Origin of the sequence: Falsiroseomonas tokyonensis (assembly GCF_019024325.1) — a bacterium.
GTDB classification, from domain to species: domain Bacteria; phylum Pseudomonadota; class Alphaproteobacteria; order Acetobacterales; family Acetobacteraceae; genus Falsiroseomonas; species Falsiroseomonas tokyonensis.
The window spans coordinates 202,690-218,405 of sequence record NZ_JAFNJS010000006.1 but is presented as its reverse complement, the minus strand read 5'-3'; the positions used below and the strand labels follow the sequence as shown (position 1 = coordinate 218,405).

At 68.7% G+C, this 15,716-nt stretch carries 23 protein-coding genes; 14 read left to right on the top strand and 9 right to left on the bottom strand.

The window, feature by feature from the left end; translation table 11 throughout:
* Window positions 1–38: 38 nt before the first annotated feature.
* Genes J3S20_RS20435 through J3S20_RS20420 form a run of 4 tightly spaced genes read left to right on the top strand, consistent with a single transcriptional unit; the run spans window position 39 to window position 1,342 of the window.
* Window positions 39–377 (top strand): hypothetical protein, encoded by a 339-nt coding sequence (locus J3S20_RS20435; RefSeq protein WP_216838373.1) that lies wholly within the window; start codon window positions 39–41, stop codon window positions 375–377.
* Window positions 374–523, top strand: coding sequence for a hypothetical protein (locus J3S20_RS20430; protein ID WP_216838372.1), 150 nt, complete (start codon window positions 374–376; stop codon window positions 521–523). The genes J3S20_RS20435 and J3S20_RS20430 overlap by 4 nt, the downstream gene beginning before the upstream one ends.
* Window positions 520–714: a hypothetical protein gene (locus J3S20_RS20425; RefSeq protein WP_216838370.1), complete on the top strand. Its 195-nt coding sequence runs from the start codon at window positions 520–522 to the stop codon at window positions 712–714. The genes J3S20_RS20430 and J3S20_RS20425 overlap by 4 nt, the downstream gene beginning before the upstream one ends.
* Window positions 707–1,342: a hypothetical protein gene (locus tag J3S20_RS20420; protein WP_216838368.1), complete on the top strand. Its 636-nt coding sequence runs from the start codon at window positions 707–709 to the stop codon at window positions 1,340–1,342. Before J3S20_RS20425 ends, J3S20_RS20420 begins: the two co-directional genes overlap by 8 nt.
* A 192-nt stretch (window positions 1,343–1,534) precedes the next feature.
* Here J3S20_RS20420 and J3S20_RS20415 read toward each other — a convergent pair whose 3' ends face one another.
* From J3S20_RS20415 to J3S20_RS20375, 9 genes are all read right to left on the bottom strand, one after another.
* Entirely contained in the window at window positions 1,535–1,684 is a 150-nt protein-coding gene (locus tag J3S20_RS20415) for a hypothetical protein (RefSeq protein ID WP_216838367.1), read from the bottom strand.
* A complete protein-coding gene (locus J3S20_RS20410; protein ID WP_216838366.1) occupies window positions 1,681–2,409 on the bottom strand; it encodes a hypothetical protein in 729 nt (242 codons plus the stop codon). The genes J3S20_RS20415 and J3S20_RS20410 overlap by 4 nt, the downstream gene beginning before the upstream one ends.
* On the bottom strand, window positions 2,397–2,711 hold the full coding sequence (locus tag J3S20_RS20405) for an acyl carrier protein (RefSeq protein WP_216838365.1): 315 nt from the start codon (window positions 2,709–2,711) through the stop codon (window positions 2,397–2,399). Before J3S20_RS20405 ends, J3S20_RS20410 begins: the two co-directional genes overlap by 13 nt.
* Window positions 2,708–3,106 (bottom strand): MarR family winged helix-turn-helix transcriptional regulator, encoded by a 399-nt coding sequence (locus J3S20_RS20400; protein ID WP_216838364.1) that lies wholly within the window; start codon window positions 3,104–3,106, stop codon window positions 2,708–2,710. Before J3S20_RS20400 ends, J3S20_RS20405 begins: the two co-directional genes overlap by 4 nt.
* Before the next feature lie 146 nt (window positions 3,107–3,252).
* On the bottom strand, window positions 3,253–3,579 hold the full coding sequence (locus tag J3S20_RS20395) for a hypothetical protein (RefSeq protein ID WP_216838363.1): 327 nt from the start codon (window positions 3,577–3,579) through the stop codon (window positions 3,253–3,255).
* Window positions 3,580–3,582: 3 nt separating this feature from the next.
* The gene (locus J3S20_RS20390; RefSeq protein ID WP_216838362.1) at window positions 3,583–4,101 is read right to left on the bottom strand and encodes a hypothetical protein; all 519 of its coding nucleotides are present in this window, start codon (window positions 4,099–4,101) and stop codon (window positions 3,583–3,585) included.
* 194 nt (window positions 4,102–4,295) lie between these two features.
* Window positions 4,296–4,511 carry a hypothetical protein gene (locus J3S20_RS20385; RefSeq protein WP_216838361.1) on the bottom strand — a complete coding sequence of 72 codons (216 nt, stop codon included), beginning with the start codon at window positions 4,509–4,511 and terminating at the stop codon, window positions 4,296–4,298.
* A 1-nt stretch (window position 4,512) separates the two neighbouring features.
* Window positions 4,513–4,731, bottom strand: a complete 219-nt coding sequence (locus tag J3S20_RS20380) for a hypothetical protein (protein WP_216838360.1) — start codon at window positions 4,729–4,731, stop codon at window positions 4,513–4,515.
* 3 nt (window positions 4,732–4,734) lie between these two features.
* On the bottom strand, window positions 4,735–5,022 hold the full coding sequence (locus J3S20_RS20375; protein ID WP_216838358.1) for a hypothetical protein: 288 nt from the start codon (window positions 5,020–5,022) through the stop codon (window positions 4,735–4,737).
* 594 nt (window positions 5,023–5,616) lie between these two features.
* On the opposite strand from J3S20_RS20375, the gene J3S20_RS20370 reads away from it, so the two are divergent.
* From J3S20_RS20370 to J3S20_RS20325, 10 genes are all read left to right on the top strand, one after another.
* Window positions 5,617–5,979: a hypothetical protein gene (locus J3S20_RS20370; RefSeq protein ID WP_216838357.1), complete on the top strand. Its 363-nt coding sequence runs from the start codon at window positions 5,617–5,619 to the stop codon at window positions 5,977–5,979.
* A gap of 347 nt (window positions 5,980–6,326) precedes the next feature.
* Window positions 6,327–6,788 (top strand): XF1762 family protein, encoded by a 462-nt coding sequence (locus tag J3S20_RS20365; RefSeq protein ID WP_216838356.1) that lies wholly within the window; start codon window positions 6,327–6,329, stop codon window positions 6,786–6,788.
* Between the two features lie 49 nt (window positions 6,789–6,837).
* Complete coding sequence (locus J3S20_RS20360; RefSeq protein WP_216838355.1) at window positions 6,838–7,062, top strand: hypothetical protein; 225 nt, start codon at window positions 6,838–6,840, stop codon at window positions 7,060–7,062.
* Entirely contained in the window at window positions 7,062–7,289 is a 228-nt protein-coding gene (locus J3S20_RS20355; protein ID WP_216838354.1) for a hypothetical protein, read from the top strand. The genes J3S20_RS20360 and J3S20_RS20355 overlap by 1 nt, the downstream gene beginning before the upstream one ends.
* Before the next feature lie 268 nt (window positions 7,290–7,557).
* Entirely contained in the window at window positions 7,558–9,141 is a 1,584-nt protein-coding gene (locus J3S20_RS20350) for a terminase large subunit domain-containing protein (protein WP_216838353.1), read from the top strand.
* A 27-nt stretch (window positions 9,142–9,168) separates the two neighbouring features.
* On the top strand, window positions 9,169–11,508 hold the full coding sequence (locus J3S20_RS20345) for a hypothetical protein (RefSeq protein ID WP_216838351.1): 2,340 nt from the start codon (window positions 9,169–9,171) through the stop codon (window positions 11,506–11,508).
* A gap of 151 nt (window positions 11,509–11,659) precedes the next feature.
* Window positions 11,660–11,977: a hypothetical protein gene (locus tag J3S20_RS20340; protein ID WP_216838350.1), complete on the top strand. Its 318-nt coding sequence runs from the start codon at window positions 11,660–11,662 to the stop codon at window positions 11,975–11,977.
* Entirely contained in the window at window positions 11,974–13,983 is a 2,010-nt protein-coding gene (locus J3S20_RS20335; RefSeq protein WP_216838349.1) for a portal protein, read from the top strand. Before J3S20_RS20340 ends, J3S20_RS20335 begins: the two co-directional genes overlap by 4 nt.
* A gap of 17 nt (window positions 13,984–14,000) precedes the next feature.
* Window positions 14,001–14,519: a hypothetical protein gene (locus tag J3S20_RS20330; RefSeq protein WP_216838348.1), complete on the top strand. Its 519-nt coding sequence runs from the start codon at window positions 14,001–14,003 to the stop codon at window positions 14,517–14,519.
* Between the two features lie 82 nt (window positions 14,520–14,601).
* Window positions 14,602–15,711, top strand: coding sequence for a hypothetical protein (locus J3S20_RS20325; RefSeq protein WP_216838347.1), 1,110 nt, complete (start codon window positions 14,602–14,604; stop codon window positions 15,709–15,711).
* Window positions 15,712–15,716 lie beyond the last annotated feature (5 nt).

The window sequence follows — 15,716 nt, the reverse complement described above, 5'->3', positions numbered from 1 at the left end:
GCCGGGCTGACGCGCGCGCAGCGGAAGGAGGCGTGGGAATGAGCAGGCAGGCAGCATCTACGACGGAACGGCGCATCTATTTGTTGGACGCGGCCCTTCTGGCATCCGTTCGCGCATACCAGGAGACCCGGAACTTTGCTTCCGAAGCAGAGGCGGTCAGGGATTTGCTCCAACGGGGGCTTATGAGCAGCGAGACGCCAGAAATGCTGATGCGGCGATTGTCCGCCCGCCCAATGCCCGCTGATGGATATCGTGCTGTGGCCCGCGATCTGGTCGAGCATCCACTCGTCAAGTCGATTGCCTACATGCCGGGATACATTCTGATCGGAATGACCGATGGCTCAGAGCACCGCTTTCCACAGGAGGCGCGGAAATGACCATCACGTCGGCAACCATGCTTTGGCTGCTGTTCGGCTGCTTCATCGGCGGCGCCATCTACGGCTACTGGATGTGCGCGAGCGAGCAGCGATACCGGCGCCAGCAAGCGGAGATCGAGGCCATGCTTCGGAGGCTCGGCGTATGACCGCGCAGTCCACGGCCGCCGCCGAGCGCAGCGCCCACGTCGTGCGAGAGGCAGGCGCCGAGGCCACATGCGCGGTCTGCGGCGGGCCGTTCCGCGGCAACTGCAGCCACGCCGCGCGCATCCTGGGCAACCGCCTGCGCCAGGTGTGCAGCGCGGCGTGCGCGCAGGACCAGAGGTGGACCGATGGCTGACGGTCCATGGACATCCTCCCGCGTCGAAGCCGAGTTGCGCTTGGCGCTGGTGACGCTCCGCCGCATCCCGTCGAAGCACCTGTTCCCGGCCGGCCTGCGCTCCGCCATGCCGGAGGTGGTGAAAGGGTGGGGCTCATACGGCTGGGACAGCGCCAAGCGGCCGCGCGTCCAGGCCACAAGTGAGGACATCCGGGCCATGGATGTCGCCCTGGGCTGGATCTGGTCCTGGGTCAGCACCGATGCCGGCCGCGCCGCCGGCCTGGTGCAGGACGCGGGCAACATCCTGCTGATGCGAGCGGCCGGCCTGACCTGGGAACACATCGGCCAGTGGCGCCTGGAGCGATGGGCGGCGCCGCGGGCCCGCCGGCGCGGCCCGGCGCAGGCCATCCCGGGCGGCAACTCGATCACCGCCCTGCGCAAGGCCCACCGCGCTGCCATCGCCCACATCGTGCTGCAGCTGGGCGGCCGGCTGGACGAGCGCCCAGCGCCCGCGCCCTACCCGGACGAGGAATGGGGCGTCTCGGTCGCCGTGGCGCGGCCCGGGGAGGATCTTGGCCGTTCCGAGCACAGCGGCCAGCCCATCGTCGCCAGCGCCAGGTGGGGCATCACCCGGAAGCCAGCGCGATGACGAGACCCCGCATGCAAAGCGGCCCGCCCCCTGGGAGGAGCGGGCCGCTGCGTTCCGGCTTTCCGTTCACGGTGAATGGCCGTCAGCGCGGCACCAGCTTGTCCAGCAGGTAGCCGCCCCACCGCAACCAGCCCAGCAGGGCCAGGAAGACCAGCACCCAGGCTACCTGCAAGGCCGCCGCCTGGCGCGCGGTCATGACGGCCATCCCAGCAGGCTCGCTAGCACCAGCACCACCCACAGCACGCCGCGCACCGCCTGCTCCGTCCATCCGCCGGCGCCGGGCGCGGCCAGGGGCAGCAGGAAGGCCGTGCCGAGCATCAGGATCAGCCCGCCGCGCGTCATGGCGCCGTGACCTCCTCGCCCTGGTCGTCGTCGTCGCCGCGCATCTCCAGCCCGTCCACCACGGTCAGCGGATCGACCTGGCGCAACAGGCCAGTGATGACGCGCCCATGCCACGCCTCGTCCGGCTCGCCAGCGTTCTGCGGGGACGCCTCGCCGCGCATACGAGTGGTGATGCGCGCCATCACCCTGCCCAGGCTCTCAGGCGCGATGTGGTAGCCCCGGTGCAAGAACTTCTGCACCCGCAGCATGGAGCCGCCAGCGTCCTCGTTGCGATCCGGCTGCATGTAGCGCAGCCGCTTCGCCGCGAGGTCGGGGTAGAACAGCGCGTCGCACAGGCTCTGCCAGCCCACGCCATCCCACCAGATGACGGCCCGCGCCACGGAGAAGTCGAAGCTTTGCAGCAGCGCAGCGGGGTCGTCGTAGAGCCATCTGCTGATGAACTGCACCGGGGTGCGTGGATGGCCGAGAACCGTGAAGGCGTTCTTGGTCTTGTAGAGCTTGCCCTTCGGTTCGCGAGCATCCGCGAGGCGTCGCGCCGCCAGCTCCAACGCCTCCTTGGTCGGGCCGAAAAAGTCCCAGTCCGACACGCTCTCTCCAGCGATCATGGCGCGGATGGAGCCGCCGGCGAGGAAAAGCCGCGGGGAGTTGTCTTTCAGCATCTTCACCGCGTCCTTGGGCATGGACGTGAGGATGCGGTGCATGTCGTCGGAGGTCAGCGCGCCCATGTGGCGGCCTCCCTCTCGGCCAGCTTCGCCTCGATCAGCGCCGCCAGGTCGGCCACGGTGACCAGCTTCGCCACCTCGGCGTCGGTGATCTCGGAGGGAAGGCCGAACCGGCTCTCGACGGCCTGCGCCAATTCAAAGCGATCGAGGCTGTCGCAGTGGAGATCATGCTCCAGCGTGGCGCCCATCCTCACGTCCTCGGGCTCCACCCCAAGGTGTTCCTCGATCAGCACCACCAGCTTGGCGAGGTGCTGCAGGCCAGGCAGGGGCGGCGTGGTGCGCTCATCGCGCTGCATCGGGCTCATGGCGCGGGGCTCCGCGCGACCTTGGCATGATGCTTGGCCAGCTGCTCGGCCAGCTGGTGCACATGCTTCGTGCCGGCCAGCGTCCGCTGCACCAGCACGCTCCGGCGGTCGCTGGGATCCACCTTGCGGCGGGCCAGGTCCAGCTCGCCCAGCCGGTCCAGGGCGCGGGTGATGGCGGGCTTGCTGACGTTCAGCGTCGCGGCCAGGCCGCGCACCGTCTGCGCGTCATCCTGGAGATACACCTCCAGCAGCACGCCCAGCTGCCGCATGGACAAGTCGGGCGCCTCGGACGCCACCTGTTCGATGATGGTGCCGCGCAGCGTGCGCAGCAGATCCTGCGCCTCCGGCGCTGGCGACACGGTGGCGGGTGAAGGCTTGGTCGTCGTCGTGGTCATGGTGATCGCCCCCTCCTCCGGGGCAAATTCACCGTAAAGAGGAATTGGTCGCAAAGCTATCGCAAAACCGAACATTCGCGAGAATCGGAAGCCCCGCCAGGCTGGGGCCGGGCGGGGCTGGTTGGGCTCAAACTGTTCAGCGGGGCTTAATCCTTGGGGGGAGGATCGGGCTTCGGCCGGCGCGTCCGCTTGGGCTCGTCGTGCCAGCCGCGCCAGTCGTCGCTGTCCCCATCGGCGATGGCGTCATCGAGGTCGCGCAGCGCCAGGCTTTCGGCCTGTCCCTCCTCGGCCACCAGCCACGCGCGCATGGCCTCGGCGGCGGCCACCAGCCCCATCGCGTGCGGGCCGATGCCCGGGGCGTGCGTGATCTGCACCGAGTCGAGGTAGCCATCGGCGTCGGCGCGCAGCTCGACCTGCGCGCCCCTGGCCCGCATGCGCTCCGCCAGCGCGCGGATCTCCTTCGCGTCGGTCATGGGTCAGCCCTCCCGCTTCTCGATCAGGGCCTTGGCCTCGGCCACGGCCGCCGCCTGCCGCTGCTCGTCCGACACATGGCCCAGCCGCTCCAGCGCCGCAGCCTGCCACACCTCCAGGGTGATGCCCGGCGCCCAGGTTTCTCGGGCGGCGGATCGTGCGCGCTCGAATGTCGTCGCACTGCCCTCAATATCCAGGCCGCGCCCGTTGCCGGTCCAAATCTCCCAGACCGCGCACACCATGTCGCGCAGAGCCGGCGCCGGCATCTCGGCGCCAGCCTCATCGGCCACGCCCTCCGCATCCGGCTCATACCCGCAGTCGATCAGCGCGGCGCGGATGATGGCCTCGCTGCTGGGCAGCTTGCCGTCGTTGGGATCGCTCTTGCCGTCCATCTCGCGCGCGCTGTCCAGCAGCCGCTCCATGCTGTGCTCGGCATAGGAGGCGAACACGTCGGTGCGCTTGGCCGCGCTGACGATGCTGATGCCGATCAGCGGGCCGGTGCCGCCGATCCGCTCCTCCTCCACCGCGTAATCGGCGGGGTTGCTGGTCCATCTCGTCGCCCGTCACCTCCATCGCCACGAAGAAGTAGGAGCCGGCCCGCGCGATGCGCTTCACCTCCTGGCGGTAGCCGGCGGGGGGACGCTCGACGGAGAGCAGGGTGCGGATGAAGTCTGCGGGCGCCTCGCGCAGCACCTCGCGGGTGGTGGTCCAGCCCATGTCAGATGTCCTCCCGCTCGGCGAGCCGGACCAGCCGGGCGTGGTAGGACCGCGCGCGCGAGCCATTGGCGTTCTTGGGCTTGCGGTAGCCTTCCCGGTCAGCCGCTGCGACCAGCGCCTGAACCTTGTCGCTGTCCAGGGCGTGGAAGTCGACGTGCAGGTTGACCTTGCAGTGGCGCAGCACTTCGCGGGCTTCGGAGGGTGTCATGCGTGCCATGTCAGCGGCTCCCTTCGGCGGAGGCTTGTGCGATCACCTTGTCGGTGATGTCGATGCGGGAGGCATCAAGCGCCACCACGATCACCTCCAGCGGCCCGCCGCCGGGGTGCATGCGCGCTTGGTCCACGGCGCAGAGGCACCACGGGCCGTTGTCGCCATCGCGGATCGCGCGCCACTCCTCCGGCTGGAGGATATGGCGGTTGCCAATTGAGCCAGCCATCGCTCAAGCCTCCCCCGCCAGGGCCAGCAGCGCCTCGGCCTGCTCGATCCGAACCTCAATGGTCGCGGTGCTCATCGGCGGCAGCTTGTCCGCATGGCGCTGCAGGTAGTCCCGGATGTTCACCAGGGCGCTGAAGCAGTCCCGCAACGCCTGGATCGTCCCCGCCGGCGCGATCTCCGCGCCCGCCAGCGGCACCAGCGCCGCACCAACCAGAGCAACCCCGCAGGGAGGCGGCTCATCCTCGCCGCCCGTCCTCGCCTCCCGAACCAGCGACCGATCCAGCACCCGCATCGACGGAACTCCTCTTTCGGAACCAGGGGGCTCATCCATCCCCAGATGCGATATTAGTCACCGCAAACGGATATGGCGTCAATAGGAATTTCTCAATACGGTAAAAGATAGCCCGCTGTCTGGCCCTAAATCTCCAGAAACTGCGCGTCCAGCCCTCTTTTCGCTTCGCGATTTACCCGTTTCCGGGTTACCGACTCCGGCACCATCGCAAAAGGTGTCCCCAGCGGGGGGGTAAGGCGGGGGGGGCAGGGGGGGGTGGTGTCCGGGGGGCCCTTCCTTCTCTCCCTCATTCCATCCAGGCGCGCGCGCACGCGACGAGAACACCCCTCCATGCCCTCCTCCCTGCCGCCCTATCTCATCGACCGATCCCAGGCCGCACGCGACCGCGCCAAGGCCGCACAGCAGCGCGCCGCATCACCACCTCCCAGCCAACCCACCGCGCCGCCCAGCGCCACCACAGCGCCAACACCACCCAAGGCCAGCCAAACCTCCTCCTCCGCCAGCAGCCCCAAAAAGCGCGCGCGCAAAGGGAAGGAAGGGGGCGGCAACCCCTTGGACCAGGCCGGCCTGCAACGGGGAGGTCTGGCGGCCAAAGTGGCCGAAGGCGTGGATTATGAGGCACTTGCGGACCACCTCGTTGCCTCGGCGGCGGATCCGGTGGCGGCCCAGCTGCTGCGGCCCGTGCTGCCGGGGATGCTGGAGGCCAGGGTGCAGGCGGCGCACCTGGCGGGCGCGGCTGGCGTCCCGGACTGGGCGGCGCTGACCAGGATGATGAAGCTGCCCTTCGCCACGGCCGCCACCCAGGCGAAGGCGGGGCGCCAGGTGCATGTGCACCTCGGCGAGCGGCTGGCGCGGGCCATGATGGCGCGCGGAGAGGCCGCGACGCGGGTGGTGGAGGGCGTGGCGGAGGCAATCGGTCGCGACGAGGTCACAGTCGCGGCGCTGGAAGGCGGCTAAGCGGCCTTCCGCCTGGGGTTTCGGGGGCACGCGCAGAAGTTGCCACGTCTTCGGGCCGTGCGAGCGGTGCCACTCGAAGGGTCGAGGGGCGAGCCGAACAAGGGGCAGGGGCGGCGAGGGTCGAGGCCAGGGCGGCGCGGCGGAGCGGCAGGCCAGGGCAGGAGGGGCGCGGGCGGCGGGCGGCCGGGGCGTGTTGGCGGCCGGGGCCGGGCGCCCGCCCCCCCCGTGCTCGCGATCAGGGGGGGCACCCCCCTGAATATGACCCTGCCCAAAAATTCTTTGTGCGGCCCATTGGGTCGTTGCGGGGGCATTTCGCTGGTGCTGGCGAGATGGCCGGGGAGTCGGTGATGCCGAAGCTGGCTGCGTTGCCGATGACGCTGCGTGAGGTGAGCGCGGTGATAGGGCGCTGGCATCGGCACAATCGTCCGGCGAGGGGCTGGCGCTGGGGCTTTGGTGCTGAGGTCGATGGATCGCTGGTTGGTGTGGTGGTGGTTGGCCGCCCGACGAGCAGGGTGCTGCAGGCTGATGTGCGGGTTGCGGAGGTGACGCGGCTGTGTGTGCTGCCGGATGCGCCGAAGGGGACGTGCTCGTTTTTGTATGCCGCGGCGTGGCGTGCGTGGTCGGCGATGGGTGGGGCGAGGATCGTCACCTACACGCTGCAGTCGGAGAGCGGGGCGAGCCTGCGCGGCGCGGGGTGGGTGGAGGAGGAGCGCCTGGAGGCGCGGGCGGCGGCGGGCTGGAAGTCGAGGCCTGGGCGGGTGGAGCAGGCGGTGGTCGCTGAGGCGAAGATCCGCTGGGGCCGGTGGTGATTCCCCCAAAATTTTTTGTTGCACGCATTGGACCGATGGAGGGTGAGGGATGCCGGCGACGGAGGAGCAGCTTGAGGCTGCGGGGTCTGCGGTGATGGAGGCCTTGCAGAAGGCGGGGCTCGGCGAGGACGCGCATGGGTGCGCTTGTGTGCTGGGTGCGGTGGCTGGGAGCCTGGCGCTGGGGACGGGGGCGCCGGCGCGGATCCTGGCTGTGGTCCGTGCGGTCGCGGATGGTGTGGTGAGCGGGACGCTGCTGGAAGCGGGGCCGGGCTGATGGCGCTGTGGGAGGAAGTGAAGGCGGCGTGGCGCGCGGCGGAGGGTGCGGCGCCGGCGCGGGAGCGATTGGGCGTGTTGGAGCCGCCGGCTTCGCTGCCGCGGGGGCTGACGCGGTTGGTGCCGGGCTACGGGCACAAGCCGCGCATCGGTGTCAGGGCCTGGCGCCGGCCGAACGAGGACACGTCGGACATTGAGGTGCTGATGCGCCGGGCGGGTGGCGCGTGACCATCGAGGAGAGGCTGGCCGCGGCTGAACTGCGCATTGCGATGCTGGAGCGCCGCTTGGGCCCGGCGCCTCTCGTGCCTCTAGCGGTGCCGAATGGCCCATCTTGCGGCTGCGCCCCTGGTGCGCTTTGCGGGAATGTCGCGTGCCCGAGGCGCTTGGTGGTGACGTGCTGATAGAGGGCGAGGTGGAGGCGCGGAACGCGCTGCATGCGGAGCGGCAGCGGATGGCTGAGCTTGCGGCGCTGACGGCCGTAGAGGTCTGAGGTTCGATGGCGCGTCGCGAGGTAACGCCGCTCGACGAGATTGGAGCGGGCGACGAGCTGGTCGACATCATCAAGGGGTTTTACGCGGACCCGCTGGGGTTTGTGTATTTCGCCTTTGCCTGGGGCGAGGAGGGGACGGACCTCGCGGGGGAGGAGGGGCCGGATTTTTGGCAGGAGCAGGTGCTGCTGGAGATTGGCCGGCGCGTGCAGGAAGGGGTGGACGCCGGCGAGGCGGTGGCGGAGGCGGTGCAGGTCGCGGTGGCGAGCGGGCACGGCATTGGCAAGACGGCGCTGATTGCGTGGATCATCCTGTGGTTCATCTCGACGCGGGACCATCCGCAGATCGTGGTGACGGCGAACACGAAGGCGCAGCTGACCAGCAAGACGTGGCGCGAGCTGGCGAAGTGGCAGAAGCGGGCCATCAACGGCAGCTGGTTCCAGTGGTCGGCCGAGAAGTTCTACCTGAAGGGTCACTCGGAGACCTGGTTCGCCAGCGCGGTGCCGTGGACGAAGGAGAAGGCGGAGGCCTTTGCCGGCACGCACGAGAAGCATGTGCTGCTGGTGTTCGACGAGGGCAGCGCGATTGACGACGCCATCTGGGAGGTGGCGGAGGGCGCGATGACGACGGCCGGCGCGATGTGGATCGTGTTCGGCAACCCGACACGGAACACGGGCCGCTTCCGGGAGTGCTGGCGCCGGTTCGCGAAGCGGTGGTTCACCATGCAGGTGGACAGCCGGGATGCGAAGAAGGCGTCGAAGAAGCAGATCCAGGCCTGGCTGGAGGACTACGGGGAAGACAGCGACTTCTTCCGGGTGCGCGTGAAGGGCCAGTGGCCGCGGGCGGCGACGAGCCAGTTCATCTCGGAGGAGGACGTTGCTGCCGCGGTGGCGCGGTTCAAGCGGCGGGAGAGGTTGAAGCGCGAGAAGGCGCTGCTGCTGAACATTGACCCGGAGCGGGTATCGCTGGCGGTCACGGACGACGTGGATCCGGACGAGCCGCTGGTGCTGGCGGTGGACGTGGCGCGCTACGGCGACGACCACACGGTCCTGCTGCTGCGCAAGGGCGACATCGCCAAGATCATCGGCCGCTACAATGGCCTGGGCACCGACCAGGTAAAGCAGCTGGTGATCGACGCGATTACCGAGCACCGGCCGGATGCGACGTTCGTCGACGGTGTCGGCGTGGGCGCGGGCGTGGTCGATGAGCTGCGGGCGCTCGGCTACTCGGTGATCGACGTGAACGCGGGCCGGAAGGCGCTGAACCCGAAGGCTTACTTCAACCGCCGGGTCGAGATGTATGACCGGGTGCGGAAGTGGCTGCGCGGCGGCGGGTGCATTGAGGAAACCCGCACGCTGACCGAGGGGCTTACCGCCGTCGAATACGGCTTTGCCGATCGCAGCGGCCAGCTGCAGCTGGAGAGCAAGGACGACATGAAGGCGCGCGGGCTGCCGTCACCGGACGAGGCCGATGCGCTGGCGATGACGTTCTACGAGACGGTTGCCCGGCGGCAGAGCCGGGATGATGCGATGCGCCGGAAGGTCGACAGGCTGACCGCCATTCTGCAGCAAACCACGCATATGTCGGCCTGATCGCCGGCGTCCCTGGGAAATCAGCACATGTCGATGAAAACGCGGGACGAGTTCCTGCGCGAGCTCGATCACGCCTTTCCGTCCGGCCACATGATCGGCGAGCAGCGGTTTCTTGGTCTGGTCGCCGATACGCTGGATGAGATCGCGGCTGGCGCCGCGCGCATGGTCTATGCTCCGCCCGACAGCGGCGCAGTCGCCCGCCCCATCGCGGTGCGCGAGAACGCCACCGGCAATCTGCGGGTCGCTGACTTCCGCACGGATGCCGAGGCGACGGCGGGCACCCTGGACGCCGCCGTGGCCCGCGCGCTGGACGCAAAGATCGCGCGTGCCGCGCCAGTCGTCATCGACCTGCCGCCGGGGGACTTCACCTGGGCGGCCCTCGTGCAGCGCACGAACATCAATGGCTCGGTGCACGTCCGTGGCGCCGGCAAGGATCTGACCCGGATCTCTATGTCGGCCGATCTTTCGTCGGACTTCCCGGTGCTGCTGGGCGCCACCGGCATCGGTGGCCCGTATGCAGTCGATTGGCCGACTGGCAACCCCAAGGTGTTCACCACCGAAAATCACTACACGGTGCTGGCCGCCGACGCTCCGGTGACCGCGATCCGCGTCACCCTGGGGAACGTCGCGGACATGCTGCCCGGTGACCTGCTCTCGATCAAGAGCGCGCGCCTGTGGCAGCACGACAACCGCAATCAAATCGTGTTCGGCGAGCTGGTGCGGGTCCGAAGCGTCGGGCCGGGCAACCAGGTGGAGCTTTATGAGCCCATCGCGCTCGGCTACCGCGCAGGCGTGATCTACTCCGGCACGCTGGCGAGCGGGACGGCGACCACCGCCGTGCTGGCGCTGGACGCGGCGGCGCTGCAAAGCGATGCCACCTTCGGCTGCCTGATGCGGGTGACGGCTGGCACCAATGCCGGCCATCAGCGGTATATCAACCGCTACGACGCGGCGACGCGCACCGCGACCTTCACCATCGGCTCCGACTTTAACGACCAATCGGACTGGCCCGCGCCTCTCGACGCCACCTCAGTGGTCGAGATTGTCGCCACTCCGTATGTGTCTGTCATTCATCCGGCCACCGTCATCCTTGAGGGGATGACGCTGGATTGCGCGGGGAGCGGCGTGCAGCGTGGCCTGACCATTCAGGGCTGTGTGCGGCCGGAGCTGCGCGATGTCCGCATCAATGGCGCGCGTGCGGCTGGCGCCTATTTCGTGCGGTGCTGGAAGCCGAAGTTCCTCAACTGCACGATTGACGACGCCTCCACGCTCAACAACACGCTCGGCTACGCCACGGGATTTCAAGAGTGCCGTGACGTGGAGGTGTTCCGTCACGAGGTCTATAACGCCCGCCGCGCCACCGACTTCATCGGCTTCTATCCCACCGTGCGCGGCATCATCCACAACTTCTACGTTGACGGCGGCGAGAAAGGGACGGACGGCGCGAACTGGGATGACTTGACGCAATCGGGTATCGGCGGCCATGGCCAGTCCTTCGACATCGCGCTGCGCAACGGCAAGGTCAGCAACGTCAAGACCGGCATCGTGCTGCGCGGCTACGGCTGGACCGTTGAGGATGTCGAGATCAACGGCGAGGGCCAGCTTGGCGTCTATATCTCGCACACGGGCGGCTACACCCGCATCCGCCGGATCAAGATGCTGCGGCGCATCTCGCCTTTCATGGTGAATGTCCCGGCGCCGACGCGCGGCGACCGGCGGCTGATCTACATCCTCGGCCCGACGATGACGCCCGGTAGCGTCGTGGATGTCGCGGACTGCCAGGCGGATTACCTGACCGCCGCGGTGGAGGTTGAGGGCCAGTCCACCAACGCCGACTGGCGACTGCTGCTGAAGGAGTGCGAGCTCGACTTCAACACATCCGTCGATGCTTATGTCGTCGCAGGCAACGTGCAGGTGCAGGCGCTCCGTGCCGGCTGGGAAATCTACAGCAACCGGACGACGCAAAGCGGCACAGGCATCCTGGCTGGCCTGACGCGCATATCAAGCATCTCCGATGGCACCAATGGCTACATGCGCGTCGGCGAATATGCCTATGATCTGCGCATCGGCGATGACCAGGCCATCTCGATCCCGCTGCCGTCGTATTCCAGCAACCAGGTCTGGGCGCGGGTGCATCCGCTCTCCAGCAGCGCGGCCCTGGTCTATAACGGCGTGCTGCGCTCCGGTCACAACGCTTCGGTCATCAACTACTCTACCCCGGTAGGCGTTGGCTTCGCGACCGGACCTTTGACCGGCACGACTGGCACGGATGGGCTGCTCAACCTCGCCGTGGCGCAAGCCCGGCTGTCGATCGAGAACCGGACGGGCACTGGCCAGCAGCTCCGCGTCGTCCTCGACGTGGGCTGATGGCGGGCGCGCCACTCCCGCGGCGACGCCGCATCACCGCATTGGAGGCAGCTATGCAGCAAGTGGGCACGCGCGGTGGCGCGGTCTTGGTGGCGGGCGCCTGATGCCCCCGCGTGTTGAGGAAGCAGCCCGTTCAGTCGTGGATAGCGCAATGGTGACCCTGGCCGCTCGCGCCATCACACTGCTTGGCGTGCCCGTCATGCTGGCCTCCATCTATTGGGCGGCGGATCGGATCAACGACCTGGGCCAGCGCATGAGAGTGATCGAGGCGCAGAGACAGCAAGGGCGGGCCGAGATCATCCAGCGCATCGAGCGGCTGGAGCAGTCGGATACCCGCGACCAGGCGAAGCTGGACGCAATGCAGCGGGAGCTGGCCGCGCTGGCCAGCACCGCGGCAGCGATACTTCGCGAAATCGAGACACTGCGGCGTGAGGCGATCCTGCGCGAACAAAGGACTGCCCGCCCATGAGCATCATTGCGCCGCGCCGGCCGGTGCCGCCGCAGGATCAGCACCGGATACTGCTGCACGCGAACCGCTTCCGCCGGGCAAGCGACGCGCTGGCGCAGTGGTCGGAGAATGCCAAGAAGTGCGTGGATTATGTCGAGGGTCGCCAGTGGGGCCAGGCTGACCTGGAAAAGCTGGCGCGGGAGAAGCGGCCGGCACTCACGCTGAACATGATCCGGCGGCTGGTGAACCTGGTGCTGGGCTATCACATCAACAACCGCACCGATATCGCCTACAAGCCGGGCTTCGACGGCCTGGGCACGTCCGAGACGGCCGCGGTGCTGACCCATGTGGCGAAGCAGATCGCGGAGGCGAATCAGCAGGCCTATGTGGACACCGAGGTGTTCATGGATGGCATCATCACCGGCCGCGGCTTCTACGACATGCGGCTCGACTTCCGGAAGAACACGCTGGGCGCGGTGAAGTGCCGCGCGCAGGACCCCTTTTCCACCTACCTGGACCCCGACGCCGACGCCTACGACCTGAATGAGGGCGCCTTCATCATGGCGTCCCGCTGGACCTCCTATGAGGAGGTGCAGTTCTTCTACGGCAAGACGATCGCCGAGATGATCGGCCCATTCATGCAGGCCGGCGGCGTCAGCAGCGGGATGCCAATGTCGAGCTCGGATGTCGTCAGCGAGACGACACCCGTGCGCGCCTTCGGGCTGGAGGAAGGCGACAAGACCTTCTCGACCTATTTCTACGACTTCCTCGACGCCACGCGGAAAGCCATCCGCCTGCTCGAGATCCAGCATTATGTGCTGTGCGAGCGATGGTTCTTTGTCGACCTGGAGACCGGCGACAAGCGGGCGGTGCCGGACTCCTGGGGGCCGGAGAAGACGAAGAAGACGCTGACCTGGGCGCGCGATGTCATGCGCCAGCCGCTGGTGGTGCAGAGGCAGGCCACCCGCCGCCTGCGCCAGACCCACATGATCGGCGACGTGATCGCCTATGACGATTGGAGCCCCTACGACAGCTTCACCATCGTGCCGTTCTTCCCCTACTTCCGCCGCGGCGTGACGCAGGGGATGGTCGAGCACCTGCTCGACGCGCAGGACGAGAAGAACAAGCGGCGCAGCGTGCGACTGAACATCCTGGGCCGGTCCTCGAATGGCGGCTGGATGTATCCGCGCGGGAGCCTGGACGCGCAGCAGAAGGACAACCTGGAGAGGAACGGCGGCAGCCCCGGCTTCAACTTGGAATACGATTCCAAGGAAGGCACGCTGTCCGCCCCTTCGCAGATCCAGGTCGCCACGACGCCCGCCAGCTTTGCCCAGCTGGAGAAGGACGCCGAGGACGACATGATGAAGATCGCCGGCATCAACGATGCGGCGATGGGCGAGCTGGATGCGGCGGCGGCGAGCGGCCGGTCGATCGAGCGCCGGCAGCGCCAGGCCATCATGGGCCAGGAGCTTTTCACCGCGAATTTCCAGCGGTCCAAGGAGCTGCTGGGCGGGCGGCAGCTGGAGATCGTCCAGAACCACTACACCGAGGAGCGGGTGATCCGCACGACCGGGCCTGGCCGGACGATGATCGAGAAGGTCATCAACCAGCGCACCGCCGCCGGCGTGGTGAACGACGTGACGCTGGGCAGCTACGCCATCGCGATCGACGAGACCCCGCTGAGCAAGAGCTTCCTGGAGGCGCAGTTCGAGGAGCTGATGGAGTTGAAGGGGATGGGCGTTCCGATCCCGGACGACTTCATCATCGACGCCACGTCCGTCGCCCGGAAGGAGGAACTGAAGCTGGCGGTCGCCATGGCGCGCCAGGCCGAGGCCCAACAGGCGGCCGCCGCGGCCGCCGCGCAGCCGCCCGGCGGGGGCAAGGGGCCGCCAGGCGGGCAGGGCGGCTCTGCACCCGCGCCAGCGGGCCAGGACGCCCCTGGCCCGGGCCCAGGCGGCAGCCGGGTAGGCAGGGACGGCGGCAGCCTCCCGGCCGGCCCTGAGCCGGGCGCGCCGGCGCCTATCTGAGACCGAGGATCAGGACCATGTCAGTGACCATGCTGGCGGGCGGCGTCGCCCGCACCGAATTCCGAGTCCCGGCCGGGCTGCATCGCTGCAGCGACGCCGTCATCGTCGCCTCGCTCGCCTACCAGATTGCCACCCAGGTCTGCTCGGACTGGTTCGCGGTGCTGCTCACCAGCGGCGGGCATGGCGCCTGGCGCGGCAGCCGGCCGGGCCTGGAGCACCCCGGGCGCGCGGTGCAGGCGCTGATGGTGGGCATCGCCATCGCCACCAACCGCCAGGAAGCGCGGAGCGGCCACTGGGTGGTGGCCTATAGCTGCCAGTCGAAGGAGATCTTCGCCCTCTGGCGCGACCAGGATGGCGACCTCCAAGCGGTGTGGGAGATGGGGCCTCCCGAGCCCCTACTGACCTGGACCGAGATCGACTTCGGGCGCCAGGCGCATGCGGTGCTGGAGCAGATGACGGAGCAGCAGGCCAAGGTCGACGTGGCCCCGGCGGAGACGACGATGCGCGCGCTGCGGCGCGACCGCGCCCGCCACTGAGTTCGCCTGTCACGGAGCGAGATCCGTGACCCCGCCGCCTGGGTAAGGGCGCACAACCCGCTATCCCGCGAAAGAGGATCTGATGACGATCGAAGGCAACGATCAGGGCTCTGCCCTGAGCGGCGACGACGCACGCCCAACCGCTGTCGAGCAGCAGGCACCGGCCAGCCAGCCGGACGCCTCCAGCCCGGCGCCCAGCACCTCCCAAGATCCGGACGCCATCGAGCTTGCCGCCGCACTGGCGGCAGTCGAAGCCGAGTCCAAGGGTGGCGACCAGGCGCAGCAGCAGCCTCCGGCAGCGCCGGCGCCCACCGCTACGTCAGCTCCGGCTCCGCAGGAGCCCCCCAAGGCCTCGCCTCCGCCCGTCCCCTACAGCCGGTTTGCCGAAGTGAACCGGCAGCTGCGGGAGCAGCAGGAGCGCGCGGCCTACCTGGAGGGCGCGCTGGAGGCCACCCGTAAGGGCAATCCGGCACCCGCCGGGCGGCCCGAGCAGCAGCCTCCCGCGCAAGCGGCGCCTGTCGACGCAGCCTCCCAGACGGCAGCCTTGAAGGCCGCCCTTCTGGCCAAGGCCGCGGAATTCGACAGCGGCGCGATCACGATGACCGAGTTCGAGGAGGCCCGAGTGGCGACCTGGGAGCAGATCCAGGCGCTGCAGAGGGCCGAACCGACTCCCGCCCCGCAGCGCGCCGCGCTGATGGACGAGATCATCGAGGAGACGCACCTCACGGAGCTGCAGAAGCAATTCCCCGAGGCCGCCGCCCTGACCGAACAGCAGGCTTCCTTGCTGGCCGGCATGGCGGAACAGATGGCGGCCGCCAATGGCGGCGTCTTCCCAGGCTCGAACAAGAGGATGACCGGGCACCCCACCCGGGACACGATCATCCTTCGGGAATCGGTGGCGCATCTCGCCCGCGCCAATGCGGCGGTGCTCGGCCTCAAGGCCCCGCCCGCCGCGGCACCCGCCGGCAATCGTCAGCAGCAAGCGACCACCCAACCGCCGACCCTCTCCCCGGCCGCGAAGGCGCGCCAGGCCAAGATGGACATGGCGGCGAACCTCCCACCGGATCCCTCCGGGATGGGCACGGCAGCCGAAGGCGGCTTCAGCGCCGCTCAGCTTGAGCGGATGTCTGACGAACAGATCGCCGCTCTGCCTGCCCAGACCCGCGCGGCGATCCTCGCATCCACGCGATAGGACGA